This window comes from Nocardia neocaledoniensis (assembly GCF_003182135.1).
GTDB lineage: Bacteria > Actinomycetota > Actinomycetes > Mycobacteriales > Mycobacteriaceae > Nocardia > Nocardia neocaledoniensis.
In genome coordinates, this window is sequence record NZ_QGTL01000008.1 from 290,514 (window position 1) to 314,191 (window position 23,678).

At 69.7% G+C, this 23,678-nt stretch carries 24 protein-coding genes and 1 tRNA gene; 11 read left to right on the plus strand and 14 right to left on the minus strand.

Annotated elements, in window-relative coordinates; genetic code table 11:
• Positions 1 to 10: 10 nt before the first annotated feature.
• Complete coding sequence (locus DFR69_RS22520; RefSeq protein WP_110039580.1) at positions 11 to 619, minus strand: TetR/AcrR family transcriptional regulator; 609 nt, start codon at positions 617 to 619, stop codon at positions 11 to 13.
• Between the two features lie 101 nt (positions 620 to 720).
• Between DFR69_RS22520 and DFR69_RS22525 the strand changes: the two genes are divergently transcribed.
• On the plus strand, positions 721 to 1,692 hold the full coding sequence (locus DFR69_RS22525) for a hypothetical protein (RefSeq protein ID WP_110039581.1): 972 nt from the start codon (positions 721 to 723) through the stop codon (positions 1,690 to 1,692).
• 57 nt (positions 1,693 to 1,749) lie between these two features.
• On the opposite strand, the gene DFR69_RS22530 is transcribed toward DFR69_RS22525, so the two are convergent.
• Positions 1,750 to 2,949, minus strand: coding sequence for a lipid-transfer protein (locus DFR69_RS22530; protein ID WP_110039582.1), 1,200 nt, complete (start codon positions 2,947 to 2,949; stop codon positions 1,750 to 1,752).
• Complete coding sequence (locus DFR69_RS22535; RefSeq protein WP_110039583.1) at positions 2,942 to 3,388, minus strand: Zn-ribbon domain-containing OB-fold protein; 447 nt, start codon at positions 3,386 to 3,388, stop codon at positions 2,942 to 2,944. The genes DFR69_RS22530 and DFR69_RS22535 overlap by 8 nt, the downstream gene beginning before the upstream one ends.
• Before the next feature lie 126 nt (positions 3,389 to 3,514).
• Between DFR69_RS22535 and DFR69_RS22540 the strand changes: the two genes are divergently transcribed.
• Positions 3,515 to 4,270 carry a GTP-binding protein gene (locus DFR69_RS22540; RefSeq protein ID WP_110039584.1) on the plus strand — a complete coding sequence of 252 codons (756 nt, stop codon included), beginning with the start codon at positions 3,515 to 3,517 and terminating at the stop codon, positions 4,268 to 4,270.
• Between the two features lie 126 nt (positions 4,271 to 4,396).
• Positions 4,397 to 5,239: a hypothetical protein gene (locus DFR69_RS22545; protein ID WP_146229400.1), complete on the plus strand. Its 843-nt coding sequence runs from the start codon at positions 4,397 to 4,399 to the stop codon at positions 5,237 to 5,239.
• 6 nt (positions 5,240 to 5,245) lie between these two features.
• Here the strand turns inward: DFR69_RS22545 and DFR69_RS22550 are convergent, their stop codons facing one another.
• The 7 genes from DFR69_RS22550 to DFR69_RS22580 form a co-directional block, all read right to left on the minus strand.
• Entirely contained in the window at positions 5,246 to 6,043 is a 798-nt protein-coding gene (locus DFR69_RS22550) for an ESX secretion-associated protein EspG (protein ID WP_244198401.1), read from the minus strand.
• A 143-nt stretch (positions 6,044 to 6,186) separates the two neighbouring features.
• Entirely contained in the window at positions 6,187 to 6,702 is a 516-nt protein-coding gene (locus DFR69_RS22555) for a hypothetical protein (protein WP_110039586.1), read from the minus strand.
• A complete protein-coding gene (locus DFR69_RS22560; protein WP_110039587.1) occupies positions 6,699 to 8,549 on the minus strand; it encodes an alpha/beta hydrolase family protein in 1,851 nt (616 codons plus the stop codon). Before DFR69_RS22560 ends, DFR69_RS22555 begins: the two co-directional genes overlap by 4 nt.
• Complete coding sequence (locus DFR69_RS22565) at positions 8,549 to 8,839, minus strand: hypothetical protein (RefSeq protein ID WP_110039588.1); 291 nt, start codon at positions 8,837 to 8,839, stop codon at positions 8,549 to 8,551. Before DFR69_RS22565 ends, DFR69_RS22560 begins: the two co-directional genes overlap by 1 nt.
• A gap of 91 nt (positions 8,840 to 8,930) precedes the next feature.
• Positions 8,931 to 9,413, minus strand: a complete 483-nt coding sequence (locus DFR69_RS22570) for a Fur family transcriptional regulator (RefSeq protein WP_110039589.1) — start codon at positions 9,411 to 9,413, stop codon at positions 8,931 to 8,933.
• Positions 9,385 to 9,735: an ArsR/SmtB family transcription factor gene (locus tag DFR69_RS22575; RefSeq protein WP_110039590.1), complete on the minus strand. Its 351-nt coding sequence runs from the start codon at positions 9,733 to 9,735 to the stop codon at positions 9,385 to 9,387. The genes DFR69_RS22570 and DFR69_RS22575 overlap by 29 nt, the downstream gene beginning before the upstream one ends.
• An 80-nt stretch (positions 9,736 to 9,815) precedes the next feature.
• The gene (locus DFR69_RS22580; protein ID WP_147123910.1) at positions 9,816 to 10,733 is read right to left on the minus strand and encodes a hypothetical protein; all 918 of its coding nucleotides are present in this window, start codon (positions 10,731 to 10,733) and stop codon (positions 9,816 to 9,818) included.
• 174 nt (positions 10,734 to 10,907) lie between these two features.
• Between DFR69_RS22580 and DFR69_RS22585 the strand changes: the two genes are divergently transcribed.
• Complete coding sequence (locus tag DFR69_RS22585) at positions 10,908 to 12,308, plus strand: glycine--tRNA ligase (RefSeq protein ID WP_186817459.1); 1,401 nt, start codon at positions 10,908 to 10,910, stop codon at positions 12,306 to 12,308.
• A 147-nt stretch (positions 12,309 to 12,455) separates the two neighbouring features.
• Positions 12,456 to 13,727, plus strand: a complete 1,272-nt coding sequence (locus DFR69_RS22590) for a phthiocerol/phthiodiolone dimycocerosyl transferase family protein (RefSeq protein ID WP_110039639.1) — start codon at positions 12,456 to 12,458, stop codon at positions 13,725 to 13,727.
• Here DFR69_RS22590 and DFR69_RS22595 read toward each other — a convergent pair.
• Genes DFR69_RS22595 through DFR69_RS22605 form a run of 3 tightly spaced genes read right to left on the minus strand, consistent with a single transcriptional unit; the run spans position 13,724 to position 16,790 of the window.
• Positions 13,724 to 14,089 carry a DUF732 domain-containing protein gene (locus tag DFR69_RS22595; protein ID WP_110039593.1) on the minus strand — a complete coding sequence of 122 codons (366 nt, stop codon included), beginning with the start codon at positions 14,087 to 14,089 and terminating at the stop codon, positions 13,724 to 13,726. The genes DFR69_RS22590 and DFR69_RS22595 overlap by 4 nt on opposite strands.
• Complete coding sequence (locus tag DFR69_RS22600) at positions 14,083 to 14,745, minus strand: MerR family transcriptional regulator (RefSeq protein ID WP_244198402.1); 663 nt, start codon at positions 14,743 to 14,745, stop codon at positions 14,083 to 14,085. The genes DFR69_RS22595 and DFR69_RS22600 overlap by 7 nt, the downstream gene beginning before the upstream one ends.
• 47 nt (positions 14,746 to 14,792) lie before the next feature.
• Positions 14,793 to 16,790, minus strand: a complete 1,998-nt coding sequence (locus tag DFR69_RS22605) for a TPM domain-containing protein (RefSeq protein WP_110039594.1) — start codon at positions 16,788 to 16,790, stop codon at positions 14,793 to 14,795.
• 72 nt (positions 16,791 to 16,862) lie between these two features.
• Between DFR69_RS22605 and DFR69_RS22610 the strand changes: the two genes are divergently transcribed.
• The 4 genes from DFR69_RS22610 (at position 16,863) to dnaG (ending at position 21,535) form a co-directional block, all read left to right on the plus strand.
• Positions 16,863 to 17,540: an MBL fold metallo-hydrolase gene (locus DFR69_RS22610; protein ID WP_110039595.1), complete on the plus strand. Its 678-nt coding sequence runs from the start codon at positions 16,863 to 16,865 to the stop codon at positions 17,538 to 17,540.
• A gap of 210 nt (positions 17,541 to 17,750) precedes the next feature.
• Positions 17,751 to 18,329, plus strand: a complete 579-nt coding sequence (locus DFR69_RS22615) for a YdcF family protein (protein ID WP_373867122.1) — start codon at positions 17,751 to 17,753, stop codon at positions 18,327 to 18,329.
• Between the two features lie 6 nt (positions 18,330 to 18,335).
• Positions 18,336 to 19,589, plus strand: coding sequence for a deoxyguanosinetriphosphate triphosphohydrolase (locus tag DFR69_RS22620; RefSeq protein WP_110039597.1), 1,254 nt, complete (start codon positions 18,336 to 18,338; stop codon positions 19,587 to 19,589).
• Between the two features lie 23 nt (positions 19,590 to 19,612).
• The gene (dnaG, locus tag DFR69_RS22625; RefSeq protein ID WP_110039598.1) at positions 19,613 to 21,535 is read left to right on the plus strand and encodes a DNA primase; all 1,923 of its coding nucleotides are present in this window, start codon (positions 19,613 to 19,615) and stop codon (positions 21,533 to 21,535) included.
• 1 nt (position 21,536) lies between these two features.
• On the opposite strand, the gene DFR69_RS22630 is transcribed toward dnaG, so the two are convergent.
• The gene (locus tag DFR69_RS22630) at positions 21,537 to 21,782 is read right to left on the minus strand and encodes a hypothetical protein (RefSeq protein WP_110039640.1); all 246 of its coding nucleotides are present in this window, start codon (positions 21,780 to 21,782) and stop codon (positions 21,537 to 21,539) included.
• Positions 21,783 to 21,985: 203 nt separating this feature from the next.
• On the opposite strand from DFR69_RS22630, the gene DFR69_RS22635 reads away from it, so the two are divergent.
• A tRNA-Asn gene (locus DFR69_RS22635) sits at positions 21,986 to 22,058 on the plus strand.
• A gap of 1,316 nt (positions 22,059 to 23,374) precedes the next feature.
• Positions 23,375 to 23,587 carry a hypothetical protein gene (locus DFR69_RS34165; RefSeq protein WP_146229401.1) on the plus strand — a complete coding sequence of 71 codons (213 nt, stop codon included), beginning with the start codon at positions 23,375 to 23,377 and terminating at the stop codon, positions 23,585 to 23,587.
• Positions 23,588 to 23,678 lie beyond the last annotated feature (91 nt).

Below are 23,678 nucleotides of genomic sequence, written 5' to 3' on the forward strand. Positions count from 1 at the left end.
AGTGACGTTTCTAACCCCGGGCGACCGGTCTGATGCCCAGCATCAGTTCCACCCCGCGCGCGAAGTCGTCCGGATTCACGTCCTCGAGCAGCAGGTGCTGGAGCATGAAGCCGGGCAGGAAACTGATCATCGACTTGGCCATCGCGTCCACGTCGGCATCCGGCGGGATCCAGCCGAGCTCGCGCATGCGCACCGCGTACTCACGCCACAGCTCGCGCATGCCGGCGATGGCGGCCCGCACCGGGACGCTCGCCTCCGGTTGGACCATCGCCATCGCCCAGGCCTGCGGCGCCAGTCGCAGCGGACCGTCGGGTCCGCCGCGCTTGATCACCTCCGAGGTCACCAGCCGCACGACCTCGGCGGGGGTGGGGGCCTGTTCGCTGCGGATGATCTCGGCCATGCGCCCGCGCAACGGTGTCATCGTCTCCAGGATCAGCGCGAAGATGATGTCGTTCTTGCTCGCGAAGTACCGGTAGACCGCCCCCGCGGACAGCCCGGCCTCGGCGAAGACGTCCTGCATCGACGTCTCGTGGAACCCCTTGCGCGTGAAGCAGCGCTGCGCGGCCTCGAGGATCTGTTTGCGGCGGCGTTCCAGGTGCTCTTCGCTGACTCGAGGCATGGTTCCAAAATAAAACGAATATCCGTTCTTGACAAGCGACGGTCGTCGGTGTCACCGTTGACCCAATAAAAGAACGAACATTCGCTTTAAGGGAGAATGTCATGTCGATCACCCGACGAGCAGTCGCGCTCGGTCTCGCGGCCACCCTGCTGCAGGCGCTGCTCCTGATCGCCTTCGCCTGGCCCGCTGTCAACCTCGCGCCGCGTGATCTGCCCATCGCGGTCAGCGGCCCGCAAGCCACCCAGCTCAGCATGCAGCTGCACCAGCGCAGCCCCGACGCCTTCAGCATCACCACCCTCGCCGACGCCGACGCGGCCCGCACGGCGCTGGCCGACAACGAGATCTACGGCGCGATCGTCACCGGCGACGGCGCCCCCAGGGTTCTGATCGCCTCCGCTGCCTCGCCCGCGGTCGCCCAGCAGCTCACCGCCGTGGCCCAGCAGCTCGGCGGCGCGACCCCCGCCCCGGTCGAGGACGTGGTCGCGACCGATCCCGACGATCCGCGCGGCGCCGGCTTCGGATCGATGGTGCTGCCCCTGGTGATGTCGGGCATCGCCGCGGGTGTGCTGCTCACGCTGCTGGTGTCCACGCTCGGTGGTCGACTCGTCGGGCTGGTCACCTTCGCCGTGGCGGGCGGCCTGCTCAGCACCCTCGTGTTCCACACCTGGCTGTCGATCGTGCCCGGCTCCTACCTGGAACTGTCGGCCATCGCGGGCCTGTCCGCCTTCGCCGTCGCCACCACGATCGTCGGTCTGGCCGCCGCCATCGGGCGCGCCGGGATCGGTCTCGGCGCGCTGACGATGCTGCTGATCGGCAACCCGTTCTCCGCGGCCACCTCGGCGCCGGAACTGCTGCCCCAGCCCTGGGGCACGATCGGCCAGCTGTGCCCGCCCGGTGCCGCGGCCTCGCTGATGCGCGCGGTCGCCTACTTCGACGGCGCCGGTGCGCTCGCTCCGCTCGCCGTCCTGCTGACCTGGTCGGCTGCCGGTCTCGCCCTCCTCGGCGTCGGCGCCCTGCGCTCGCGTCGACCGGTCGTCGAGGGCGGGCCCGAGCGGGTGGCGGTCTCGGCCTGATCGGCGCGACACGCACGAAAACCCGGGCACAGCCCGGGTTTTCGCGTGTGTTCTGGGTCAGCGGGTGGCGATGAGGGCCGACCCGTGGCCGAACAGGCCCTGGTTGACCGCGATGCCGGCGCGGGCATCGGCCACCTGGCGGCCGTCGGCCTGCCCGCGCAACTGCCAGGTCAGCTCGCACACCTGGGCGATCGCCTGGGCGGGGATCGCCTCGCCGAAGCAGGCCAGGCCGCCGCTGGGGTTCACCGGCACCCGGCCGCCGAGGGTGGTCGCGCCGCTGCGCAGCAGTTCCTCCGCGCCACCGGTCTCGCACAGGCCGATGTCCTCGTACCAGTCCAGCTCCAACGCGGTGGACAGGTCGTAGACCTCCGCGAACGACAGCTCGTCGGGGCCGAGCCCGGCTTCCTCGTAGGCCGCGTGCGCGAGATCGGAGCGGAACGGACGCTCCGGCGGCGCCACGGCCACCGCGGAGTCCGTCGCGAAATCCGGCAGGTCGAGCACGGTCTTCGGGAAGGTGGGCGTGACGGTCGAGAGCGCCCGGATGCGCACCGGTTCGGCGATGCCGTGCTTGCGCGCGTAGTCCATCGAGGTCAGCACCAGGGCCGCGCCGCCGTCGCTGGTCGCGCAGATGTCGAGCAGCCGCAACGGGTCCGAGACGATCGCCGAGGCGGCGACGTCCTCGGCCGTCACCTCTTTGCGGTAGCGGGCGTACGGGTTGTTCAGGCCGTGCTTGGCGTTCTTCACCTTGACGGCGGCGAAGTCCTCGAGCGTGGCACCGTGCAGCGCCATCCGCCTGCGGGCGTACAGCGCGAAGTAGATGGGGTTGGTCGCGCCGAGCAGGTGGAAACGCAACCAGTCCGGGTCGTCGCGGCGTTCGCCGCCGACCGGCTGGAAGAACCCCTTCGGGGTGGTGTCGGCGCCGACCACCAGGGCCACATCGGTGAGCCCGGCCAGGATCTGCGCGCGGGCGTTGGCGATGGCCTGGGCGCCCGAGGCGCAGGCCGCGTAGCTGCTCGAGATCCGCGCGCCCGACCAGCCGAGGGCCTGGGCGAAGGTCGCGCCCGCGACGAAGCCCGGGTACCCGTTGCGGATGGTGTCGGCGCCGGCGATGTAGCCGACGTCGCGGTGGTCGATTCCCGCGTCCGCCAGTGCGGCTCGGGCGGCGACCAGTCCGTACTCGACGAAGTTGCGGCCCCACTTGCCCCACTGGTGCATGCCCGCACCGAGGACGGCGATATCGCGATTCGTGTCAGGCATCGACGGGCCTCCACATCCACACCGTGTGTTCGGCGTCGTCGTCCTCGTAGAGCACGCCGACGGTCAGTTCGACCGGCATGCCGACGGCCAGGTCGTCGACGGAGATCCCGCGCACCACCTGCCCGAGGATCACCATCTTCTCCACCTCGAGTTCCACCGCGGCCACGATGTAGGGCTCGAACGGCTCGGGCGAGACGTAGGGCGGCGGCGGCTTGTAGCGGGCGTCGGCGTAGGACCAGATCCGGCCGCGCGTGGAGAACTGGTAGTCGACCAGTTCGGAGCCGTCCTTGGGGGCCGCGCACTGCGGATTGCGGCAAGCCAGCGTATTCCGGGGGAAGTACGGTGTGCCGCACACGTCGCAGCGACTCCCTTGGAGGCGTACCGCGCCGTCGTCCGCAGTGAACCAGCCTGCTACCGCGGGGCGTTGTTCTTTCTGCACCCGGCCGACGATATAGGAACACGTTCTACTTTGGTGCGGAAACCCGCACCACCGGGGCCCGGCGGGCGCTACCGTGAAGCCGGAAACCACCGATGGCCACCACCCTCGAGTCGATCTGGAGGACCGTTGGGCGCCGCCGCCATTGACCCGCAGACGATCTGCAACGTCACCCTCATCGGAGACCCCGACGAGACCGCGCGCCTGCGGCGACGACTGCGCCGCGGCGGCCCGGGAACCGGCCCGATCCCGTGGTCGACCGACGGTGTCGAGCACACCGTGCACCTCGCCGAACTGTCGAGTCGGGTGCCGGTCGCCGAGCTCGAGCGGTCGATCCGGGTCGCCGACGGGATCATCGCCGTCGTGCCCGCCGGCGTCCGGCGCGCGCCGCGCCTCGAATCGATCCTGCGCATGGCCGACGATCATCAGGTCGCCCGCCTCTGCCTGGTGACCGGACTCGACCATCCCGGCGCCGATTTCGACCGCTGCGTACGCGTCATCGCCGACATCCGCGGCGCGGTGCCGGTGGCCGTGCATTCGCCGATGGGCGCGGGGGCGGGGTTCGCGGGCGTGATCGACGTGGTGCCCATGTGGTCGCTCGCGCCGATGGCCGCCGAATTCTTCGGTGACCACTGGGCTGTCGCCGAGCGGCGCTACCGCGACCTGGTGCGCGCCGTGCTGGAACAGGACGGCGCCGAGACCGGGATTCCCGCCGAACAGCTGGTCGACGGCATCCGCCGCCTCACCCACATCGGCGAAGCGGTCCCCGTGCTCTGCGACGGTGACCCGGCCGTCGACGATGTCGCCCCGCTCCTGGACGCCATCGTTCGCTATCTCCCCTCGCCCCTGCACGTCTGGCAACCCGAGCACTCGCTCGACTGCTGAGCCACCACCTGCGCGAAACACTCTGTGCGGCCGCTTGTTCGGTGTCCTGCCTGGTAGACCCGCCGCGCAGGTCGTTCCCGGTACGATCGCGTTGCGGTGGCCGGTCGTCGCGGACAGGGGTGGAGCATGAGTTCTGAGACCGAGGCCCGGGCAGGAGTGGACGGGCGTCCTGTCGCGCTGTGGGCCACGCTCGCCGTCGTCCTCGGCGGTGCCTTCGTCCTGGCTCCGCGGTGGCTCGCCGGGAGCGTGCCGGGCGGCGGCATCGGCGACGAGGGCGATGTGCGGAACGCGCTGCGCGCGGGCTTCGTCGAGTACTGGGGCTCCGGCGATCGGGCGCTGACACCCGCGCTGACCGCGACCGTCGAATACTGGTCGCGCTATCACCTGGCCAAGGCGGTTCTCGCCGGGCTGTTGGTGATCGTCCTCGTGGCGCTGGCTGTCCAGCTGTGGCGGGCGTTTCTCGTGGCCGAGCGCCCGGTCCGGCTCGGAATGGTGAGCGCTCTGGTGACGCTGCCCGCGTTGTTCGTGGTGGTGGCGACAATGGCCAATATCCAGGGGGTGGTCGCGCCCTACGCCTCGACGCTGCCGATGATGACCGAACCGCCGGTCGACCCGGCCCTCGCCGGGGTCCTGGATCAGCTGGTCGCAAATCTCGAGGCCGCGGTACAGACCGACGCCGCGATGCTGCCCGCGGTGACGGTCCTGCTCGACGACTTCGTGCTATATCACCAGGCCATGATCGTGATCGCCTGCGGTACCGCCGTCGCGTTCGCCGTCGCCGGTGCCCTGCTGTGGCGCCTGCGCGCGCGGGCCGGCGCGGGGGATCGACGGGCGCGCCGGACCTTCGCCGCGCTGGCGGCCGTGACCGGCGCGGCCGCGGCGGTCTCGGCGGTGGTGGCGCTGGCGAACATCACGACGGTGGCCGATCCTGCGCCCGCGCTGCTGGCGCTCTTCGCGGGCAGCTGGTGAGCCGGTTCAGGCGAGCATCTCGTCGTCGCCGCCGAACTCCTGGTGGTAGCGCTGGGCGCGGGCGAGCATGCGATGGATTCCCGCGATCATCCGCTCGGCGGGCAGCGGTTCGGCGATGATCGGGTCGCCGGTTTTGACGTAGTAGCGCCCGTCGTCGTAGTCCATCCACCAGAACGCCCGGCCGGGGCTGGGCCGCGCGTCGACGGCGGGCCCGGAGAACGCCGAGATCTCACCGAACGCACGGCGTTGGCGATGGAAGATGCGGTTGAGCTGCTCGGCGGAGCTGAGCCTGCCCGCGCGGTACTCGAAGTGTTCCTCCTCCGCCGCGAGCTGCTCGCGCCGCACCTCCACCGACGGCTTCGTGCCCGGCTTCGCGCGCGGCAGCGCGGCGACGGTGAGCGCGGCGACCTGCCCCGCGGTGCAGTAGGTCAGGGTGACGTCCCCGCCCGTGTCCGCCGCGGTGCCCGGCGCCTGCGCCAGCGTCGCGCCCCGATTGCCGCGAATCGCGCCGTGGAAGCGAATGATGTTCGAATCATCCTTGCCGACAAACCCTTTGGACTCGACCCTGGCGTCGGGGTCGAGCAGTACGGTCAGCGCGTGCTCGATCGCCGGATCGTATTTGCGCAGCAGGCTCTCGACGGCGGCCTCGCGATGCGCCTTCAACGCGTCGAACTCGGCGATGTCGGTGCGATATTGCAGGGGGTAGGGGAGCCGGTCGCGCCCGTAGCCGGACCACAGGATCTCGAACTCGGAGCCGGTGAACTCAGCGTGCTGCACTGTCGCGGTCTCCACCGATCTCGACACCCACACACCCTCTGACGCCCGGTCCGACCGCCGTCCGTACCCGTTTCCGCACTGTCATCTCGACCTATCCCCTCCTGGCATAGACAGCAGCGCTCGTCTCGAGCGGTGACGGCGGTGTCGAGTCTAGTCGGTGGCGTGCTCCCTCACTCGGCCGCGCAGGGGGCGGTGGAGGTGATCGAGAACCGCACTTCCCGCTTCGGCCCCGCCGTCTCGCGCCACGACGAGATCGAGAATCCTCTGGCGTCGGTGTAGGTCTTGCTCATCGGATCCTGGGCCGGGTTCTGGCTCGGGGTGAAGGTGTAGCCGCGCGCGGTCATCGCCGCGAGGTTGGTCAGCGCGCGATCGATGAACTCCTGCGGCGGGTCGATCACGGTCTGCTCGTAGCGCGGCCGCCACGGCGGACCGGCGGCCGCGATGTCGGTCATCTTCGATCGACAGCCCTGGCTCGCGTCGACCGTCGCGGGGTCGACGGTGACGGGCTCCGGCCAGGCGAGCGAGAAGTTCTCGGCGACGATCGGCCGGGCGGCGGCCACGGTGAGGCCGGTACCGGCCAGGACGTCCTCGTTGTGCGGACCCTTCTCGCCGTTGAACGTCTCCTCCGGCGAACAGCTCGTCAGGGCGACCACCGCGAGAGCCGCCAGCGCGACGCCGGCCCTCATCGGATCCCGATCCTGGCACCGGGGCCGGGATTGTCGGTGATCCGGGGATCGGCGTAGGGGTCGAGCTCGATGCCGAAGGCCCGGGCGGTCTGCGCCGCCGCGGCGGCCTTGGCGGCGTCGAATCCCTCCTTGGCGCCGTCTCCGTTGTCGCCCAGGCCGATATCGACGACATCGGTCTCGATGCCGCGTTCCACATAGGCGGTCGCCCCGGTGCCGGCGATGACGCCCGCGATGTTCTCGAACGCCGTCGACCGCGGATCGTTCCAATAGCCGCCGTGCCCGTCGGTGCCGAAGATGACCTCGCCTGCCTCGTGCCCGTCGCGCGCGCTCCCGTAGAACCCGGTGTCGAGCCGGATGACGCCCGGCGCCTCGTCGGGGTCGCCGCCGAGGGCTTCGGAGGCATGCGGATTGCCCGGCAGCTGAATGCCGCCGGGGACGGTGAGCCCGCCCTCGGGGTAGGACTGCACGACGCCGATCAGGTCGCCCGGCGCGGTCATCGAATAGCGCCGGACATCGGGATTCGGATTGTTCCAGCCGGTGTCGAACACGCCGGTGCCCGCTGACGACGCGTGCAGGATCCGGTCGGCGCGCAGCCCGAGCTGTTCGGCGGAGCCGACGATCGAGCCGCCGTAGGAGTGCCCCACATAGGTCACCGGGGTGCCCGGCATGCTCGTGGCCACCTCGCGGTCGATCTCGCGGCCGAACTCGACCAGGCGTGGGGACATGTCCGCGGCGAAGCGCGGGCTCGGCGCGCCGTCGGAGAGGCTGGTCAGGCTCTGCGGGAAATCGCCCTCCATGTACAGGAACACCGGGCCGCCGGTCTTGTCGGCGAGATTCCAGGCGGCGACGTGATTGGACCCGGAGCCGTTCAGGTTCGTCGAGGTGCCGGGCACGTACACCCCGACGCCGGGCGCCCCCGACTTCATCTCGCCGAGCATCTCGATCATCCGGCCGTTGCCCTCGGTGCTGAACATGACGAACTTGCGGTCGACCATGTCCAGGCGCGGGGTCGCGGTCGCGGCGGCCGTGGTGTCGAGCGTGCCCGTGCCCTCGGGATTCGGGATGGGCGCGAGCATCGCCTCGAGCTGTTTCACGCGGGACTCATCCGGGTCGGCTTTCGCCTTCTCGGTGGTCAGCGCGTTGCGGATATTGATCTCGTTCGCTTCGACGCGCATCGCGAACGGCACCCCGTTGAGATTGCCCAATTTCTCCGGCGCCGCGATCACCAACTGCCGCTGTGCTTCCGGGCTCAGGCCCGCGAGGAAGGTGGCGCGCTCGTCGGCGGACATCGCGGCCAGCTGGACGGCGACCGCGTCCGGGTCGCGGACGGTGCCGTCGGGCAGGGTGATGTCGGGCTGGCCGTCGCGCATGGCCGTGAGGTCGGCCAGTGATTCCTTCAGGCTGGTGCCGAACTGGTTGTCCAGACGCTCGATCTCGTCGAGCCCACCGAAGAGGTTGAGCTGGAAGACGCCCGCCGCGCCTTCCTTGTCGGGGTCGGGGTGCGACACCCGGCCGTCGGGTTCGACCGAGAACCCTTGGCCGACAGCGAGATCCCGCTGGCCGAGCACGTAGGTCCTGGCGTGGTTCAGGCCGAGGTGGGCGTCGGCGGCCGCGTCGGCGATGCGCAGGAGCACGGTGCGCACTTCGTACCCGTGGTCGACTTCCTCATCGATGCGCCGCCCCGCGGCGTCCCTGGTGTGGCCGTGCCACGACCCGAGCGCCGAGACCGCGCGGGAGCAGTCGTCGACCGAGGCGGACACGACATCGGCGTTGGCGCGGGCGGCGTCGGCGGTGCGCTGCAGGCCCGCGAGGTTCCAGCCGTCGAGCTGGGGGATCGTGGGCCGCATCAGCGGGGGCTCAGCTTCCCGATCTCGTCCGCGATCGCGCCGTCCGCGGCCTGGATGTCGGCCGAGAACCTGTCCACGAGATCGGCCAGGGTGGTGAACCTGGTCGCGATGGCGGTCATGGCCTGCTGGGCCGGGTCGGCCAGGGCGCGGGCGGCGGCGAGGACATCGCTGCCGTCGCCCGTGGCCTCGCCGCTCGCCGTCCACGACAGCGCGGCGACCTCGCCCGCCTCCCGCCGCCACGCGGTGGCCAGCGTCGCCAATTGATCAGGTTCCACACCCAGCGTGCTCACGAATCCCCCTGCCGCGCGGATCGGTCTCGTCGTGAAGGTTGGACGGGCCACGCGAAGCGGGGGTTCCATGGTGTGACATGAGTCACATGAACTACACGGAGGCGGGCTGGTCCTTCGTCGCGGTCGCGTGCTCGCACACGCACTCGCGGCAGGTGCCGAAGATCTCCAGGGTGTGGCTGACGTCGGTGAATCCGTGCTCGCCGGCGATCGCCTCGGCCCACGCCTCCACCGTCGGGCCTGCCACCTCGACGGTGCGGCCGCAGTGGCGGCACACCAGGTGATGGTGGTGGCCGCTGGAGCACTGGCGGTAGACCGATTCCCCCGAGTCGGTGCGCAGCACGTCGACCATGCCCGCATCGGCCAGCGACTGCAGGGTCCGGTAGACGGTGGTCAGGCCGATGCCCTCGCCGCGTTTGCGGAGCTCGTCGTGGAGCTCCTGGGCCGAGCGGAATTCGTCGATGTCGCCGAGCAGCGCCGAGATCGCGCTGCGCTGACGAGTGCTGCGAACTCCGACCTGCTTCGCGGCGGGATTGTCTGCCAACGGTTTACCCTTCCTCGGCGTGGGCGACGGCATCGATGACGATATGCGCCAAGTGGTCGTCGACGAGTTCGTAGAGCACCTCGCGGCCCGAGCGTTCGCCGTGGACGACGCCCGCGGACTTGAGAATGCGCAGGTGCTGGCTGACCAGCGGCTGGGTCACCCCGAGCGCGTCGACCAGCTCGTGCACACAGCGCGGCGACTCACGCAACTGCAGCACGATCGCGATCCGCACCGGCGCGGCCAGCGCGCGTAACAGCTCACCCGCGTCCTCGAGCACCTGGCGGGCGGGAACCGTCGCCGGGGCGGGGGAGTGATACGGGCTGTGCGCGTGGGCGGCCGTGGCATCGGTGGTCATCAACCAACTCCTTAATGGAAACCGATGCCATTTTGACATGCAAAAGTGCGCATGTCGAATGTGGCGCGCTGAGCCGGCGATCAGCACCCGCTCTCGGTGACGATCGGCGCGTTCGGGTCGAAGTACTTCTCCGAGGCCTGCGACTGGCCGCCGGTCGTGATCGGTGGGTTGCTGTAGTCCGGGGCGAGGAATCCCTTGTCCGACAGCGCGCAGTTGACCGGGAACGCGGAGCCGCGCACCTCGGCGATGTACATGCCCTGGGATTGCGCGTCGTAGGCCGGATCGGCGAACCATTCGTAGTCGATCTCCCAGCGGTCGACGACCACGATGTCGAGCGGACCGGTGAGCGCCGCCGGTTCCGGATGGTCGAACGCGTAGGCGACGAGATAGTTCGTGCGAACGGTCAGCTGACCACCCGCGCCGACGATCGGCGTCATGGTGCCGGTCACCCGCGGCGTCGACGGGAGCAGGGTGAATCCCCGCGCGATCTTGGCCGAGACCCACCAGGTCTCGGCCTCGTTGCCCGGCCGCAGCTGGGCGCGCACGTCCTCGGCCGCGACCGTCGACAGCTGTGCCAGCACCGGTTCGGCGTCGTGGGTAGCGAGCACGTGCCGGTTCAGTCTGGCCGCGATGATCAGCTGACGGACCCGTTCCATGACCATCGCGACCTGGTCGGCGGCAAAGGGCCCGACCTGGGTGGGCGGCGGCGCCACGATCCCGGCCTCGCCTTCGGCCCAGCTCGCCGCGGGCGTGTTGTCGTAGGGGCGGGACAGGTCGACCCGCGCGCGTTCGGCGACCGTCGGGGTGAGCGTCGTCGCGGACTCGGCGGCGTGGCGCTCGATCACCTTCAGTCCGAAGAGGGCGAACAGGATCAGCATCGTCGGCATCAGCAGCACCACGGCGACGCTCTGCACGCGCCGGCGGCTCAGCCACGGGCGCCGCGTCAGGCGCGCGGTCTCGGCCGCGTCGAACGGATCTGGCGGCAGTTGGTACATCACGAACCCCCCGGTTCGAATCGGGCGGTCATGCCCTGGTCTCACTGTCCCTCTATTGAAGAACATTCATGGACACAAATCCATGGGCGTCGGGCCGGCGGCATTCGCCCGTGCGGTGCAAAAGCGTTTGGCCGGTCCCGATACGCTTGTCGGCAAGTACTGTCCGACTCCCTAGGGATGGAGAAATCTCGCGTGGCACCCAAGTCGAAGGTGGACACCGTTGCCAACCTCGCCAAGCGCCGGGGTCTGGTCTACCCGTGCGGTGAGATCTACGGAGGCACCAAGTCGGCGTGGGACTATGGTCCGCTTGGCGTCGAACTGAAGGAGAACATCAAGCGGCAGTGGTGGCGCAGCATGGTCACCAGCCGCGACGATGTCGTCGGCCTCGATTCCTCGGTGATCCTGCCGCGCCAGGTCTGGGAGGCCTCCGGCCACGTCGAGACCTTCTCCGACCCGCTGGTCGAGTCGCTGCACACGCACAAGCGTTACCGCGCCGACCACCTGCTCGAGGCCTACGAGGAGAAGCACGGCCACCCGCCGGCCAACGGCCTGGCCGACATCAACGACCCCGAGACCGGCCAGCCCGGCAAGTGGACCGAACCCAAAAACTTCTCCGGTCTGCTCAAGACCTTCCTCGGCCCGGTCGACGACGAAGAGGGACTGCACTACCTGCGCCCCGAGACCGCGCAGGGCATCTTCGTCAACTACAAGAACGTCGAGACCACCGCGCGCAAGAAGCCGCCGTTCGGCATCGCCCAGATCGGCAAGAGCTTCCGCAACGAGATCACCCCCGGCAACTTCATCTTCCGGACCCGCGAGTTCGAGCAGATGGAGATGGAGTTCTTCGTCAAGCCCGGCGAGGACGCCGAGTGGCACAAGTACTGGATCGACACCCGCCTGGCCTGGTACACCGACCTCGGCATCGATCCCGACAACCTGCGCCTCTACGACCACCCCAAGGAAAAGCTGTCGCACTACTCGGCCGGCACCACCGACATCGAGTACCGCTTCCGCTTCCAGGGCAGCGAGTGGGGCGAGCTCGAGGGCATCGCCAACCGCACCGACTACGACCTCAAGACGCACTCGGAGCACTCCGGCACCGACCTGAGCTTCTTCGATCAGGCCTCCGGTGAGCGCTACATCCCGTACTGCATCGAGCCCGCGGCCGGTCTGACCCGTTCGCTGATGGCGTTCCTGGTCGACGCCTACGCCGAGGACGAGGCCCCCAACGCCAAGGGCGGCGTCGACGTGCGCACGGTGCTGCGCCTGGACCGTCGCCTCTCGCCGGTCAAGGCCGCGGTGCTGCCGCTCTCGCGCAACGCCGACCTCACCCCGAAGGCCAAGGACCTCGCCGCCCAGCTGCGCCGCAACTGGAACGTCGACTTCGACGACGCGGGCGCCATCGGCCGCCGCTACCGTCGCCAGGACGAGATCGGCACCCCGTTCTGCATCACGGTCGACTTCGACACCCTCGACGACCAGGCCGTGACGATCCGCGAGCGCGACTCGATGGCCCAGGAGCGCATCGCCCTGGACAAGGTGGAGAGCTACCTGGCCACCCACCTGCTCGGCGCCTGATCAGTCGCTGACCGAAGCCCGCGCCGGCCGCCGGCGCGGGCTTCGTCGCGTCGCGGGCCGGTAGCGACTGCCCGCGCGTCGTGGAGGCGATCACACTGCGTACCCGACGGTTTGCGTCCGGTGGCCGCGTGCCTCACAGTGTCCGGTGTGCTGTGGGAACCGGAAGACGTGGTGCGGGTGCTCGACCCCTCCGAACAGCGATTCGTGCGGCACGCGACGTACACCGGACGATCGGTGACGGTGCGCGGTGAACTCGACGCGGCAGCGCTCGGCGCGGCCTTCGCGGCCCTGCAGCGCGCGTTCCCGATCCTGGTGGCGCGGATCGTCGAGGACGCCGACGAGAACGGAATCCTGTTGCGCCCCGGGCACATCGATCCGGTCGGCGCCTGGGTGAGTTTCGGTGATCCCGACGAGGTACGGATACCGACCGAGTCGATGGATCCCAGCGCGCAGCTGGCCTACCTGGATGTCGTTCTGGCCGAAGAGGATCGGGCCAGGATCACGCTGTTCGTGCACCACGCCGTCGCCGATGCCGGGCACTGCGTGGAACTGTTCGCACGGCTGTGGGGCTACTACACCGACCACGTGGAGACCGGGACGATCGCGGCCGCCCCGAGGGAGTACCCGGTATCGCTGGAATCGCTGCTGGCCGAGCGGGGAACCGTGCGCGGGCCGCGGTCGGGGCTCGAGCCCGTCGTCCGGCCGCTGGTCGTCGCCGACGCGGTCGGGGTGATAGAGCCGTCGCCACCCGCCACGCCCGCCCTGGCCAGGCCCGCCCGGATCCAGTTGGACCCCACCGAGACCGCGCGAGTCCTCGACCTGGCGCGCACCCACGCGGTGAGTGTGAACGGTCTGGTCACCGCGGCCGCGCTGCGCGCGTTCGCGACGCTCTACGGCGTGGAGCAGGTCGGCTGCCTCTATCCCGTCGACCTGCGCAGGCGCCTCGATCCGCCGCTCGCGCCCGCCGCGGGCACCAATGTCTCCGGCCTGGCCGCCTTCACCACCGACGCGGCAGGCACCGACGATCTCGTCGCGCTGGCCCGCCGGATCGGCCGCGCCCTGCACGACGACCTGGCCTCGGGCGTCATCGAACAGTCGGTCCTGCACTTCCCCGATTTCTTCGGGCCCACCCGCGTGCACTCCACCGCCGGGCACATCGCGCTCACCAACACCGGCACGGTGCCCACCTTCCGCGCGCCGACGGGCCTGCTCCTCGACGACTACGAGATCGTCTACCTCTCGGCCCATCCGCGTCCGTCGACCGGCGCCTCGGCCGCGGTGACCTTCCTCGTCTACACCTATCTCGGCCGCCTCACCCTGGCCAGACTCGGCGGCGGACCGCGGGCGACCGAATTGCTGCCCGCGCTCGCCGCCGAGCTGACCGGCCGCCCCGCCGCGGCGGAGGCGGCCAGCGCCTAGCCGCCGGCGACCATCTGGTCGAACGCGATCATCAGCGCGTCACCGTGCTGCGGGCACAGCCCGCGGGTGGCCGCGCCCATGAGATTGCGCGTCTCCGGCTCGGTGAACCCACCCTCCGTACCGAACTCGATGACCTTGCCCAGCACCTCGGGGCTCACCCCGCGCGAGTCGAACACCTCGCACATCGCGTAGCCCACGTCGAGCAGGCCCTCGTCGGCCTGCCACCACAGCGACGGCGAGACGTGGCGTGCCGTGTCGAGGAAGAGCTGCTCCCCCTCGGGAGTTGCCGCCTGGGCGAGGCCGGCGCCCGCCAGGAGCGCGGCGCACGCCACGGCCGCCACGGTGATCCGGTACTTCAGCATGTCTGTGTCCTCTTCTCGTCGATCTTCCGTAACCCTAGATCGACTGTCCGACAACAATTCCCATGCTCGATCAGCGTGGTGCGATCGGCTCCTGGAGCTCGGTGACCCAGCCTGCGGGATCGGGGGTCCACTCCAGGGTGACCTCGCGGACCGGTGCCGCCGTGCGATAGCCGTTGTCCTCCACTGAGATCACTGAACAGCGGCTGGATCACCGGGCTGATCGCCTGCGGCTCGAAACTCGCCGCCACCCCGATGGCTCGGGCCACCCGCACCGCGGCCACCGATTTGAGCACCACGTCTTGCTCGGGCATGACGCCCTCCTTCTCGATGATGCGGAGTCTCGCCTCGACATCGGTCAGCCGGGCGTTGTCGGCCGCGATCCGCTGTGCCAGCTCGGCTCTGCGGAGCGTGAGCATGCCGCGCAACTCCGCCGGGCCGGGACCCGGATCGAGCATCCGGCCCACCTGTTCCAGCGTGAACCCCAGCTCCTTGAGCGCGACGAGCCGATTGAGCCGGGCCAGCTGCGCGGCCGTGTAGAACCGGTAGCCGGTGGCCGGATCGACCCGGGCGGGCCGCAACAACCCGACCGCGTCGTAGTGACGCAACATGCGCACCGACACCTGACCGTGTCTGGCGAAATCTCCGATACTGAACATGACGCCCTCCGGTGTAGGACCTCACACGGTGTGAGAGTCAAGGCGCGTCAGAATCGGCCGCCCCGGCTCACCCGGCGCGAGCCCGACGATCCGCCATAGGACCCGGGTCGGTACCCGCCACCGAATCCGCCGCCGCCACCGCGCGTGGCACCGCCGATCGAGCCGCGCAGGAATCCGTCGAGCAGGATGCCGCCGAGGATCGCGCCTGCCTGCGAGCCGCCGCCGGCCACGGGCTGACGCTGCTCCCAGGCCCGCACGCTCGCCTGTGCCTGCTGCAGGGCTCGCCCGCCCAGCTCGGCGGCGGTCTGCGCGCTGGTCAGCGCGCGGTCAGGGGCGGTGGCGTCGAGCCCGCGTGCCTCGGCGAGATGGCGCTGCGCCTCGGCGAGCCGGGTGCGTGCCTCGGCGTCGACCCCACCGCGCCGGGTGGTGATGAACGAGGACGCGGCCGCCACCCGCGCGTCGGCGTCGGTGAGCGCGCGCTCGAGCCTGCGGCGCAGATCCTCCACCGCGAGTTTGCGATCCGAGGCCGCCGCGATCGCGCGGTCCAGCTCGGCGTCGGCGGACACCGCGTCGTGGAACGCGCCGAGCGGGTCGGTGTCGGCCGCGGCCGCGGCGCGGTCGGTGGTCGCGGTGGCGGCGGTGACGGCCGCCGCCAGCTCCGGTCCGCCGAACTCGGTGAGACCCGCGGCGGCGGTGAGGTCGGTGCGCAATTCGTCGAGGGCGGCGGGCAATCCGTCGCGCGCCTGCTGGATGTTCGTCGCCGCCTGGTCGACCGCGTCGAGCAAGGTGCGGGCCTGCCCGATGGCCGCTTCGGCGCCGCGGATCGCCGCGACCGCGCCGCCCTGCTGACCCACCGGCTGGGCGAGCGCGGCGCGGGCGGTGTCGATGTTGTGCTCGGCGAAGCGGATCCGCTCGGTGGCCATGCGCACGTTGTCCGCGACCGGGGCCAGGACGGTCGCGGGATAGGCCGAACGCAGCCGCGCCAGTTCGGCGTCGGAGGCGGGTTGCCGTGCGGTCAGGTCGACGATGTCGCGGGTCAACCCGTCCAGCCGGGCCGGCGCGTCGATGAGCAGGTCGCGCATGGCGTCGAAATCGGTGACCTGCGCGTCGAGTTCACGGTCGGCCTTGCCCGCGGTGGACAGCAGCTCGACGAGCAGGGCGCGCTGCTGGTCGGGGGTCTCGGGGAGGGCGTCGTCGAGTTGCTGCCGGATCGTGAACGCCTTCGCCGTCGCCGCGCGGGCGGCGTCGAGCGCGGTGCGGAACGGGGTCACCGCGGTCTCCCCGAATTCCGAGGTGGCCAGGGCCAATTCCTCTTCGCTCGTGCGCACGGCGTCATCGATCTCCACCAGGCGCTCGCGGGAGAGCGCGTGCAGCGTGGGCAACGACAGCTTCGCCAGGCCCGCCGAGTCTGCGGGATCGAGTCCGCGCGCGGTGCCCAGTTCGGCACGGTCGGCGTCGCGGCGGCGTTTGCGGGAGAACAGGATCAGCGCGCCCGCGCCGGCGACGACCACCAGTCCGATGCCGAGCAGCCACCCCCACGGCCCACCGGCGCCGCGCATCGCCGCGCCGATCCCGTCGGCGGTGTCCACCCCGGCCTGCGCCCATTTCCGGTCGCGCAGCGCCGGTTCCACCGTGCCGGCCAGCAGCGAATCCAGTTCGCCGTCGCTGACCTCGGTGGGCAGGGTGCCGTTCAGCCAGTAGCCGCGGTCGTCGACCGCTACCGCCAGCAGCAGATCGCGATCGCTGAAGCCGGACAGCTCCGAAGTGCGCGCGGCCCAGTCCCGCGGCGCCATCGACGCGAAGTCGCGCACGTAGATCACCCACAGCTTCACCTGGTGCTCGCGGTAGAGCCGGTCAACGGCGTCGAGCACGCGGCTCTCGTCGGCGCCGCTCAGCACGTCGGCGGCGTCGACCACCTGCGGACCCATCCGCGACGGCGGCTCGGCCGTGGCCGTCGGCGCGCACAGCAGACTCAGCGCGGCGAGCACCGCGCACAGCACAGCGGGGAGAACCGGAACGGCCGAACTCTTCTGCGACGGCGGCATGTGTCGAATCTAACGGGCAGCGCCCGACCACGCGGGTACGACGGCGCCGAGCGTGGCTTCTACGATCGGCGCATGGTCACAGTCGATCGCCCCTACACCGGTCATGTCACCGCGGGTGGCGCCGCCGAGCAGCGCGATGTCCCCGGCGCCCGCATCGTGAAGATGTCCGTCGGCCCGATGGACAACAACACCTACCTCGTGCAGCACACGGCCACCGGTGCCGCCGTCCTCATCGACGCCGCCAACGACGCCGCCCGCATCCTCGACCTGGTCGGCCAGGAAGCGCCCGGCCGGGTCGAACTGCTGATCACCACCCACCGTCACCCCGACCACTGGCAGGCCCTCGCCGAGGTCTCCACGACGCTCGACCTGGAAACCGCCGCCCACCCCCTTGACGCGGGCTCCCTTCCCGTCCCACCCGACCGCCTCCTCGCCGACGGCGACACGGTGCCACTGGGCGACCTCTCCCTCGCCGTCATCCACCTGCGTGGCCACACCCCCGGCTCGATCGCCCTCGCCCTGGTCGACGAGGACAACCGCACCCACCTGTTCACCGGCGACTCCCTGTTCCCCGGGGGAGTGGGGAAGACGCACAGCCCCGCCGATTTCGACACGCTGCTCGGCGACGTCACCACCAAGCTCTTCGACCGCTACCCCGACGACACCGTCGTCTACCCGGGCCACGGCGACGACACCACCCTCGGCACCGAACGCCCCCACCTGGCCGAATGGCGCGAACGCGGCTGGTGACCGCGCCGGGCCCGCCGACGGCCGTTCACCGGACCGGAATCGGGCGGTGACCGCTGGCGTGATCGCGTGTCGGCCCGACCTGGCAGACTGATCAGGATGAGATCGGGTTTCCCGCGCACGACCGCTCCCGCCCCGGCCGCTTCCCGTCCGCGCGGGTTCGGGTCCTCGGTGTCGCGCTGGATCGGCCGGTTGATCGCCGGGGCGGTGCTCATGGGGATCGTGCTGGTCGCGGGCACCGCGGTCCGGGTCTGGCAGGTCGCGCGGATCGACGACTACAGCTCCGCCGACGCGATCGTGGTGCTCGGCGCCGCGCAGTACTCGGGCACACCGTCCTCGGTCTTCGAGGCGCGGCTCTACCAGGCCTGGCGGCTCTACGAGGCGGGCGTGGCGCCGCGGGTGATCACCGTCGGCGGGAAGCAGGAGGGCGACCTCTACACCGAGGCGGCCTCCGGCAAGCGCTACCTCGAGGACAAGGGCGTGCCCAGCGAGGACATCCTCGCCGTCGAGACCGGCTCCGACACGTTGCGCAGCGTCGAGGCGGTGGCCACCGCCATGCGGGCGCGCGACATGTCATCGGCCGTACTCGTCAGCGACCCGTGGCATTCACTGCGCACCAGGACGATGGCTCGCGACGCCGGGCTGGACGCGTGGACCGCGCCGACCCGCACCGGACCGGCGGTGTACACCAGGGAGTCGCAGTTCCACGGCATCGCCCGCGAGACCGGCGCGCTGCTGTGGTACCAGCTCACCCATTTCTCGGCAGACTTCTCTTACACGGCGGGACAGTGAGATTTGATGAGCGACAGCTACACACCGCACGACCGGGAACGGATGGTCCACGAGCCGGGTAAGACCGCGTGGCCCGGCGCCGCGGGCAAGGGCCACCGCAGCGAGTTCTCCCGCGACCGCGCCCGCGTCCTGCACTCCGCGGCCCTGCGCCGCCTCGCCGACAAGACGCAGGTCATGGGTCCGCGCGAGGGCGACACCCCGCGCACCCGGCTCACCCATTCGCTCGAGGTCGCCCAGATCGGCCGCAGCATCGCCGACGGCGTCGGCGCCGACCCGGACCTGGTCGACCTGGCCGGCCTCGCCCACGACATCGGCCATCCGCCCTACGGCCACAACGGTGAACGCGCGCTCGACGAATTCGCCGACGAATACGGCGGTTTCGAGGGCAACGCGCAGAACCTGCGCATCCTGACCAGGCTCGAGCCGAAGGTGCTCGACGCGTCGGGGGAGAGCGCGGGCCTGAACCTGACCCGCGCCGCCCTGGATGCCACCCTCAAATACCCTTGGGGCAGAAGCGGTTCCGGCACCAAATTCGGCGCCTACGAGGACGATCTCGAGCGTCTGGCCTGGATCCGCAAGGACGCGCCGGAGCGCAAGCAGAGCCTGGAATGCCAGATCATGGACTGGTCCGACGACGTCGCCTATTCGGTGCACGACGTGGAGGACGGCGTGATAGTCGGCCGGATCGACCTGCGTGCCCTGGCCGACCCCGCCGAACAGGCCGCCCTCGCCGAACAGGGCCACGGCCAGCACCCCGACCAGTCGATCGACGCGCTCGCCGCCGCCGCCCAGCGCCTGTCCGAACTGGACGTGGTGGCCGACGCCGCCGACTACGACGGCACCTTCGCCGCGTCGGTGGCCCTCAAACGTCTCACCAGCGAGCTGGTCGGCCGCTTCGCCACCGCCGCGATCGCCGCGACCCGCGAGCACCAGGGCGGCGGCCCGCTCACCCGCTACCAGGCGGATCTGATCGTGCCGCCGATCGTCGCCGCCGAGGTCGCCGTGCTCAAGACGGTGGCTCTGCGCTACGTGCGCTCCGACCGTGGGCACCTGGCCAGGCAGCAGACCCAGCGGGAAAGGGTGCAGGCCGTCGCCGACCGGTTGGTCACCACCGCACCGGCCCACCTGGACGCCCTGATGCTGCCGTGGTGGAACGCCGCCACCGACGACACCGCCCGCGTGCGCGTGGTGATCGACCAGATCGCCTCCTACACCGAGAGCCGCTTCGAGCGCGTCGCCGCCTCGCTGGATTGCCGCTGAGACCGGCCGACTAGACTTCTCTCGTGGCCGGACGAATCCCAGATCGCGATATCGCGGCGATCCGTGAACGTGTCCGGATCGAAGACGTGGTTGGTGAGTACGTCGCGCTCAAACGGGCGGGCGCCGACTCGATGAAGGGCCTGTGCCCGTTCCACGACGAGAAGTCCCCGTCGTTCCATGTGCGGCCCAACCACGGCCTGTTCCACTGCTTCGGCTGCGGCGAGGGCGGTGACGTCTACAAGTTCCTGCAGCAGATCGAGCACATCGGCTTCGTCGAGGCCGTCGAGCAGATGGCCGACCGGATCGGTTACCAGATCAACTACGAGGGCGGCGGCACCTCGGTCCAGCGCGACCGCGGCACCCGCTCCCGGTTGGTCGCCGCCAATGCCGCCGCGCACGAGTTCTACATGGCGCAGCTGCGCGAGCCCGAGGCCGAGACGGCCCGCAAGTACCTGACCGACCGCAACTTCGACGGTGCCGCCGCCCAGCAGTTCGGCTGCGGCTACGCCCCCGGCGGCTGGGACGTGCTCACCAAACACCTGCTGCGCAAGGGTTTCGAGTTCAAGGAGCTGGAAGCGGCCGGCCTGTCCAAGCAGGGCAAGCGCGGGCCGATCGACCGGTTCCATCGCCGTCTGCTGTGGCCGATCCGCAACCTCGGCGGCGAGGTGATCGGGTTCGGCGCGCGCAAGCTCTACGATGACGACACCATGCCCGGCAAGTACGTGAACACGCCGGAGACGTTGCTGTACAAGAAGTCCCAGGTGCTGTTCGGTCTCGACCACGCCAAGCGCGAGATCTCCAAGGGGCACCAGGCCGTCGTCGTCGAGGGCTACACCGATGTGATGGCGATGCACCTGGCCGGGGTGAAGACCGCCGTGGCCTCCTGTGGCACCGCCTTCGGCGAGGAGCACCTGCAGGTGCTGCGCCGGCTGCTGATGGACGACAACTTCTGGCGCGGCGAGATCATCTACACCTTCGACGGTGACGCGGCGGGCCAGGCGGCGGCGCTGAAGGCGTTCAGCGGTGACCAGCGCCTCGCGGGCCAGACCTACATCGCCGTCGCGCCCGACGGCCAGGATCCGTGCGAGCTGCGTCAGCGCTCGGGTGACGCGGCCGTGCGTGACCTCGTCGCCCGCCGAACCCCCCTCTACGAGTTCGTGATTCGCGGTCTGCTCGCCGAACACAACCTCGACGACGTCGAGGGCCGCGTGGAGGCGCTGCGCCGCACGGTGCCCGTGGTGGCCCAGATCAAGGACAACGCCACCCGCAAGGGTTACGCGACCAAGCTGGCGGGCTGGGTCGGCTGGGACGACATCCAGCTCGTCGTGCGCCGCGTCGGCGAGGAAGCCAAGAAGAACCGGATGGGCGCCAACGCGCCCGCGGGCAAGCCCGGCGCCGCGCCGTTCGCGGCGCCCAAGGTCGAGGAGGACTCCTCGGTGCGCCCGGCGCCGAACGATCCGGCCCTCTACGCCCAACGGCAAACCCTCAGTGCCGCACTGCAATACCCCGGCATCGCGGGTGCCGTGTTCGACTCCATCGATGCCGCCGCCTTCACCCATCCCGCCTATGTCGCGGTGCGCATCATGATCGCCCAGGCGGGCGGCACGGCCGCTGGACTCGGCGGCGCCGAATGGGTCGCCGCCGTCGCCGACCACACCGACGACCTGATGATCCGCGCCCTCGTCTCCGAACTCGCCAATGAGCAGCTGCCCGTGCGCTCGCAGAACGATGTGCCGCGCTTCATCACCGGCATTCTCGCGCGCACCCAGGAAGCCTGGGTGGGCCGCCAGATCGCCGAGCTCAAATCCAAGCTGCAGCGCCTCTCGGCCAGCGAGGAACCCGACACCTACATGACCCTGTTCGGCGACCTGGTGGCGCTCGAGCAGTACCGCAAGAGCCTCGCCGCCCAGGCGATGGGCAGCGAGACCGACCCCGCCGGGGTCTGAGTCAGCGGCGCAGCTGGTCGTGCGGCACCAGCACGGTGGTGCGCTCGTCGATCGGCTCCATCGGTTCGAGCTGCGGGCGGGTGCTCAACTTGTCCGACAGCTTCTGCCTGCTCACCGACACCAGCTTCCTGGTGACCGGGCTTCCCGTGACGGCTCTGGTCGCCGCACTGATCTGCTCGTAGCGCGCGCGCCCGGCCTTGGTGCCCAGCACATAACCGGCCGCTACGCCGATGATCAACCGCAGCATCTCCTGGAGCTCCTCCCACGTCTGTGTGCGCGCTCCATCCTGCCCCAGCGGCCCCACCCGTGTCGACCCGCCCACGCACCACAAACCGCCGCATGTCCGCAGGTAGTGCCCCGATTTGGGAACCGGCGATCCCATGCGCTAAAGTTTCATCTCGGTCAGCCCGCCAAGGCAGACCGACCGAGTCTAACCACTCGGAGCACCATTCCCCTATAGCTCAATTGGCAGAGCAGCCGACTGTTAATCGGCAGGTTTCTGGTTCGAGTCCAGATGGGGGAGCATAAACACCAGGTCAGGCGCGGTAACCGCGCCTGACCTTTCTGGTTTGATGCCTGCGACCAAAAGTATGCCAAGAATTCCGTTCCAAACTTGCCGGGCGCTGCAAACTAAGTCACTCTGCGGCTTGCTCCATGGGGTCACCCCCAGTGCTGATCGCTCGTCGGGGCGGGCAGCGTCGTAGACCGGGTCTGACTTGCCGCTCAGTCGGTCCCGACGCCGATCAATCGGTTTGACGAGCCGTCGGTTGGGCACCGCCTCGATCGTGACGGCGTTCGATCAGCGGTCGCTCTGCTAAGCGGTCGGAGTGCCGATCGTCTCCGGTTGCTCCTATGGAACCTCCGGGTTGCGTGCCCGCGAACCTTCGAGCTGTCGGTCAATCCGGCAGCTTGCTCTGCTGGATCACCAGTGGTGTGGGTCGAGGAGAGTTGGCACTGGCTGACGCGTGGCGTCTGTGTGATCGGTCCGCGTATTCGGCAACCAGGCGTGCGGTCGTATGAGCCTCTTCTTGCGACTGGACGCATAACCGGGCGCGATAGAAGATGCCTGGTCATCGGGCGCAGGCGCCATGCGAGTGCTGGCGGCGGACCTACGAACGCCGAACGCCCCAAGCTACAAGCTCAGGGCGTTCGTGATTGGGTAATCGACCAGCGCTGGCTTGACACAAGCTAGTTAGTTGGCACGTTTGAGTGTAGAGCAGTCCAGGGATATGCGAGATCAGGGTCTGGCGACCAAATTTCGAAGTCGGACTGCCAGTTAGGACGAAGGGCGACTAAAAGCCAAGTTGAGGCGTGGCCTACCGGCGTCATAGACTTGTCGCCTTGCGGTGGCATCCTCTGAGCGTTGAGGCTGCCGCCGACGTGCTACGGAACCCCCGGCGGCGAGGTCTTGGCTGACACCATCGGTGCTTGGTGTGAACACTGCGGTGTCGCATAGGGAACTTGGGGTGCAGGTGGGTTCATCTGGACCAGACGGCCGACCTGGTCGCGATCCAGTTGTCTCCTGTGCAGGGGTACGCGCAGGCCGGTGTCTACGCAGTGATCGAGTTCATCAGTGACCATTACTCCAGTACCTCGCGCCGCGCCGCTCCGTTCATCATCAGCTGATCGCTGCCCGCGCAACGTCCATCGCTTCGCGTCGCGCGGATCGTCCAGAATCTCAGCTCATCCTGGGGCCGCTCGGTCGCGTGCACGCGCGGCGGCGCCGGGAGACAGTGTCCAAATCTGCGGTCACGGGTCCGATATCCTCCAAGGAGCAACGCCAAGATGGACTGAGCAGACTCGCGGACAACGCGAACACCCAGCAGTAGGAGTCGTATCGTGCCCCTGGAAGTCGTTCGCGGCGCAAGTCGCAATCGAAGCGCTGCACGCTCGCTTGCGGACACCTTGACCGACGCTGTCAGTGACGGCACTGTCTACTTGGGGTATCCGGTGCTCGCCACGGCTGACGAGAAGGTAGAAGTTGACGCACTGCTAGTCAGCCGTCAGCATGGGCTGGTCGCCTTCCTGATTGCCGAAGATGTTCCCACCTGAGGTTCCCCCGCTAATCCAGAGAGCGGATTATCTGGTTCCAGTAGGAACCCGGTGATGATAGCTGGCTTCGTACTCGTCGGGTGATCGCCAG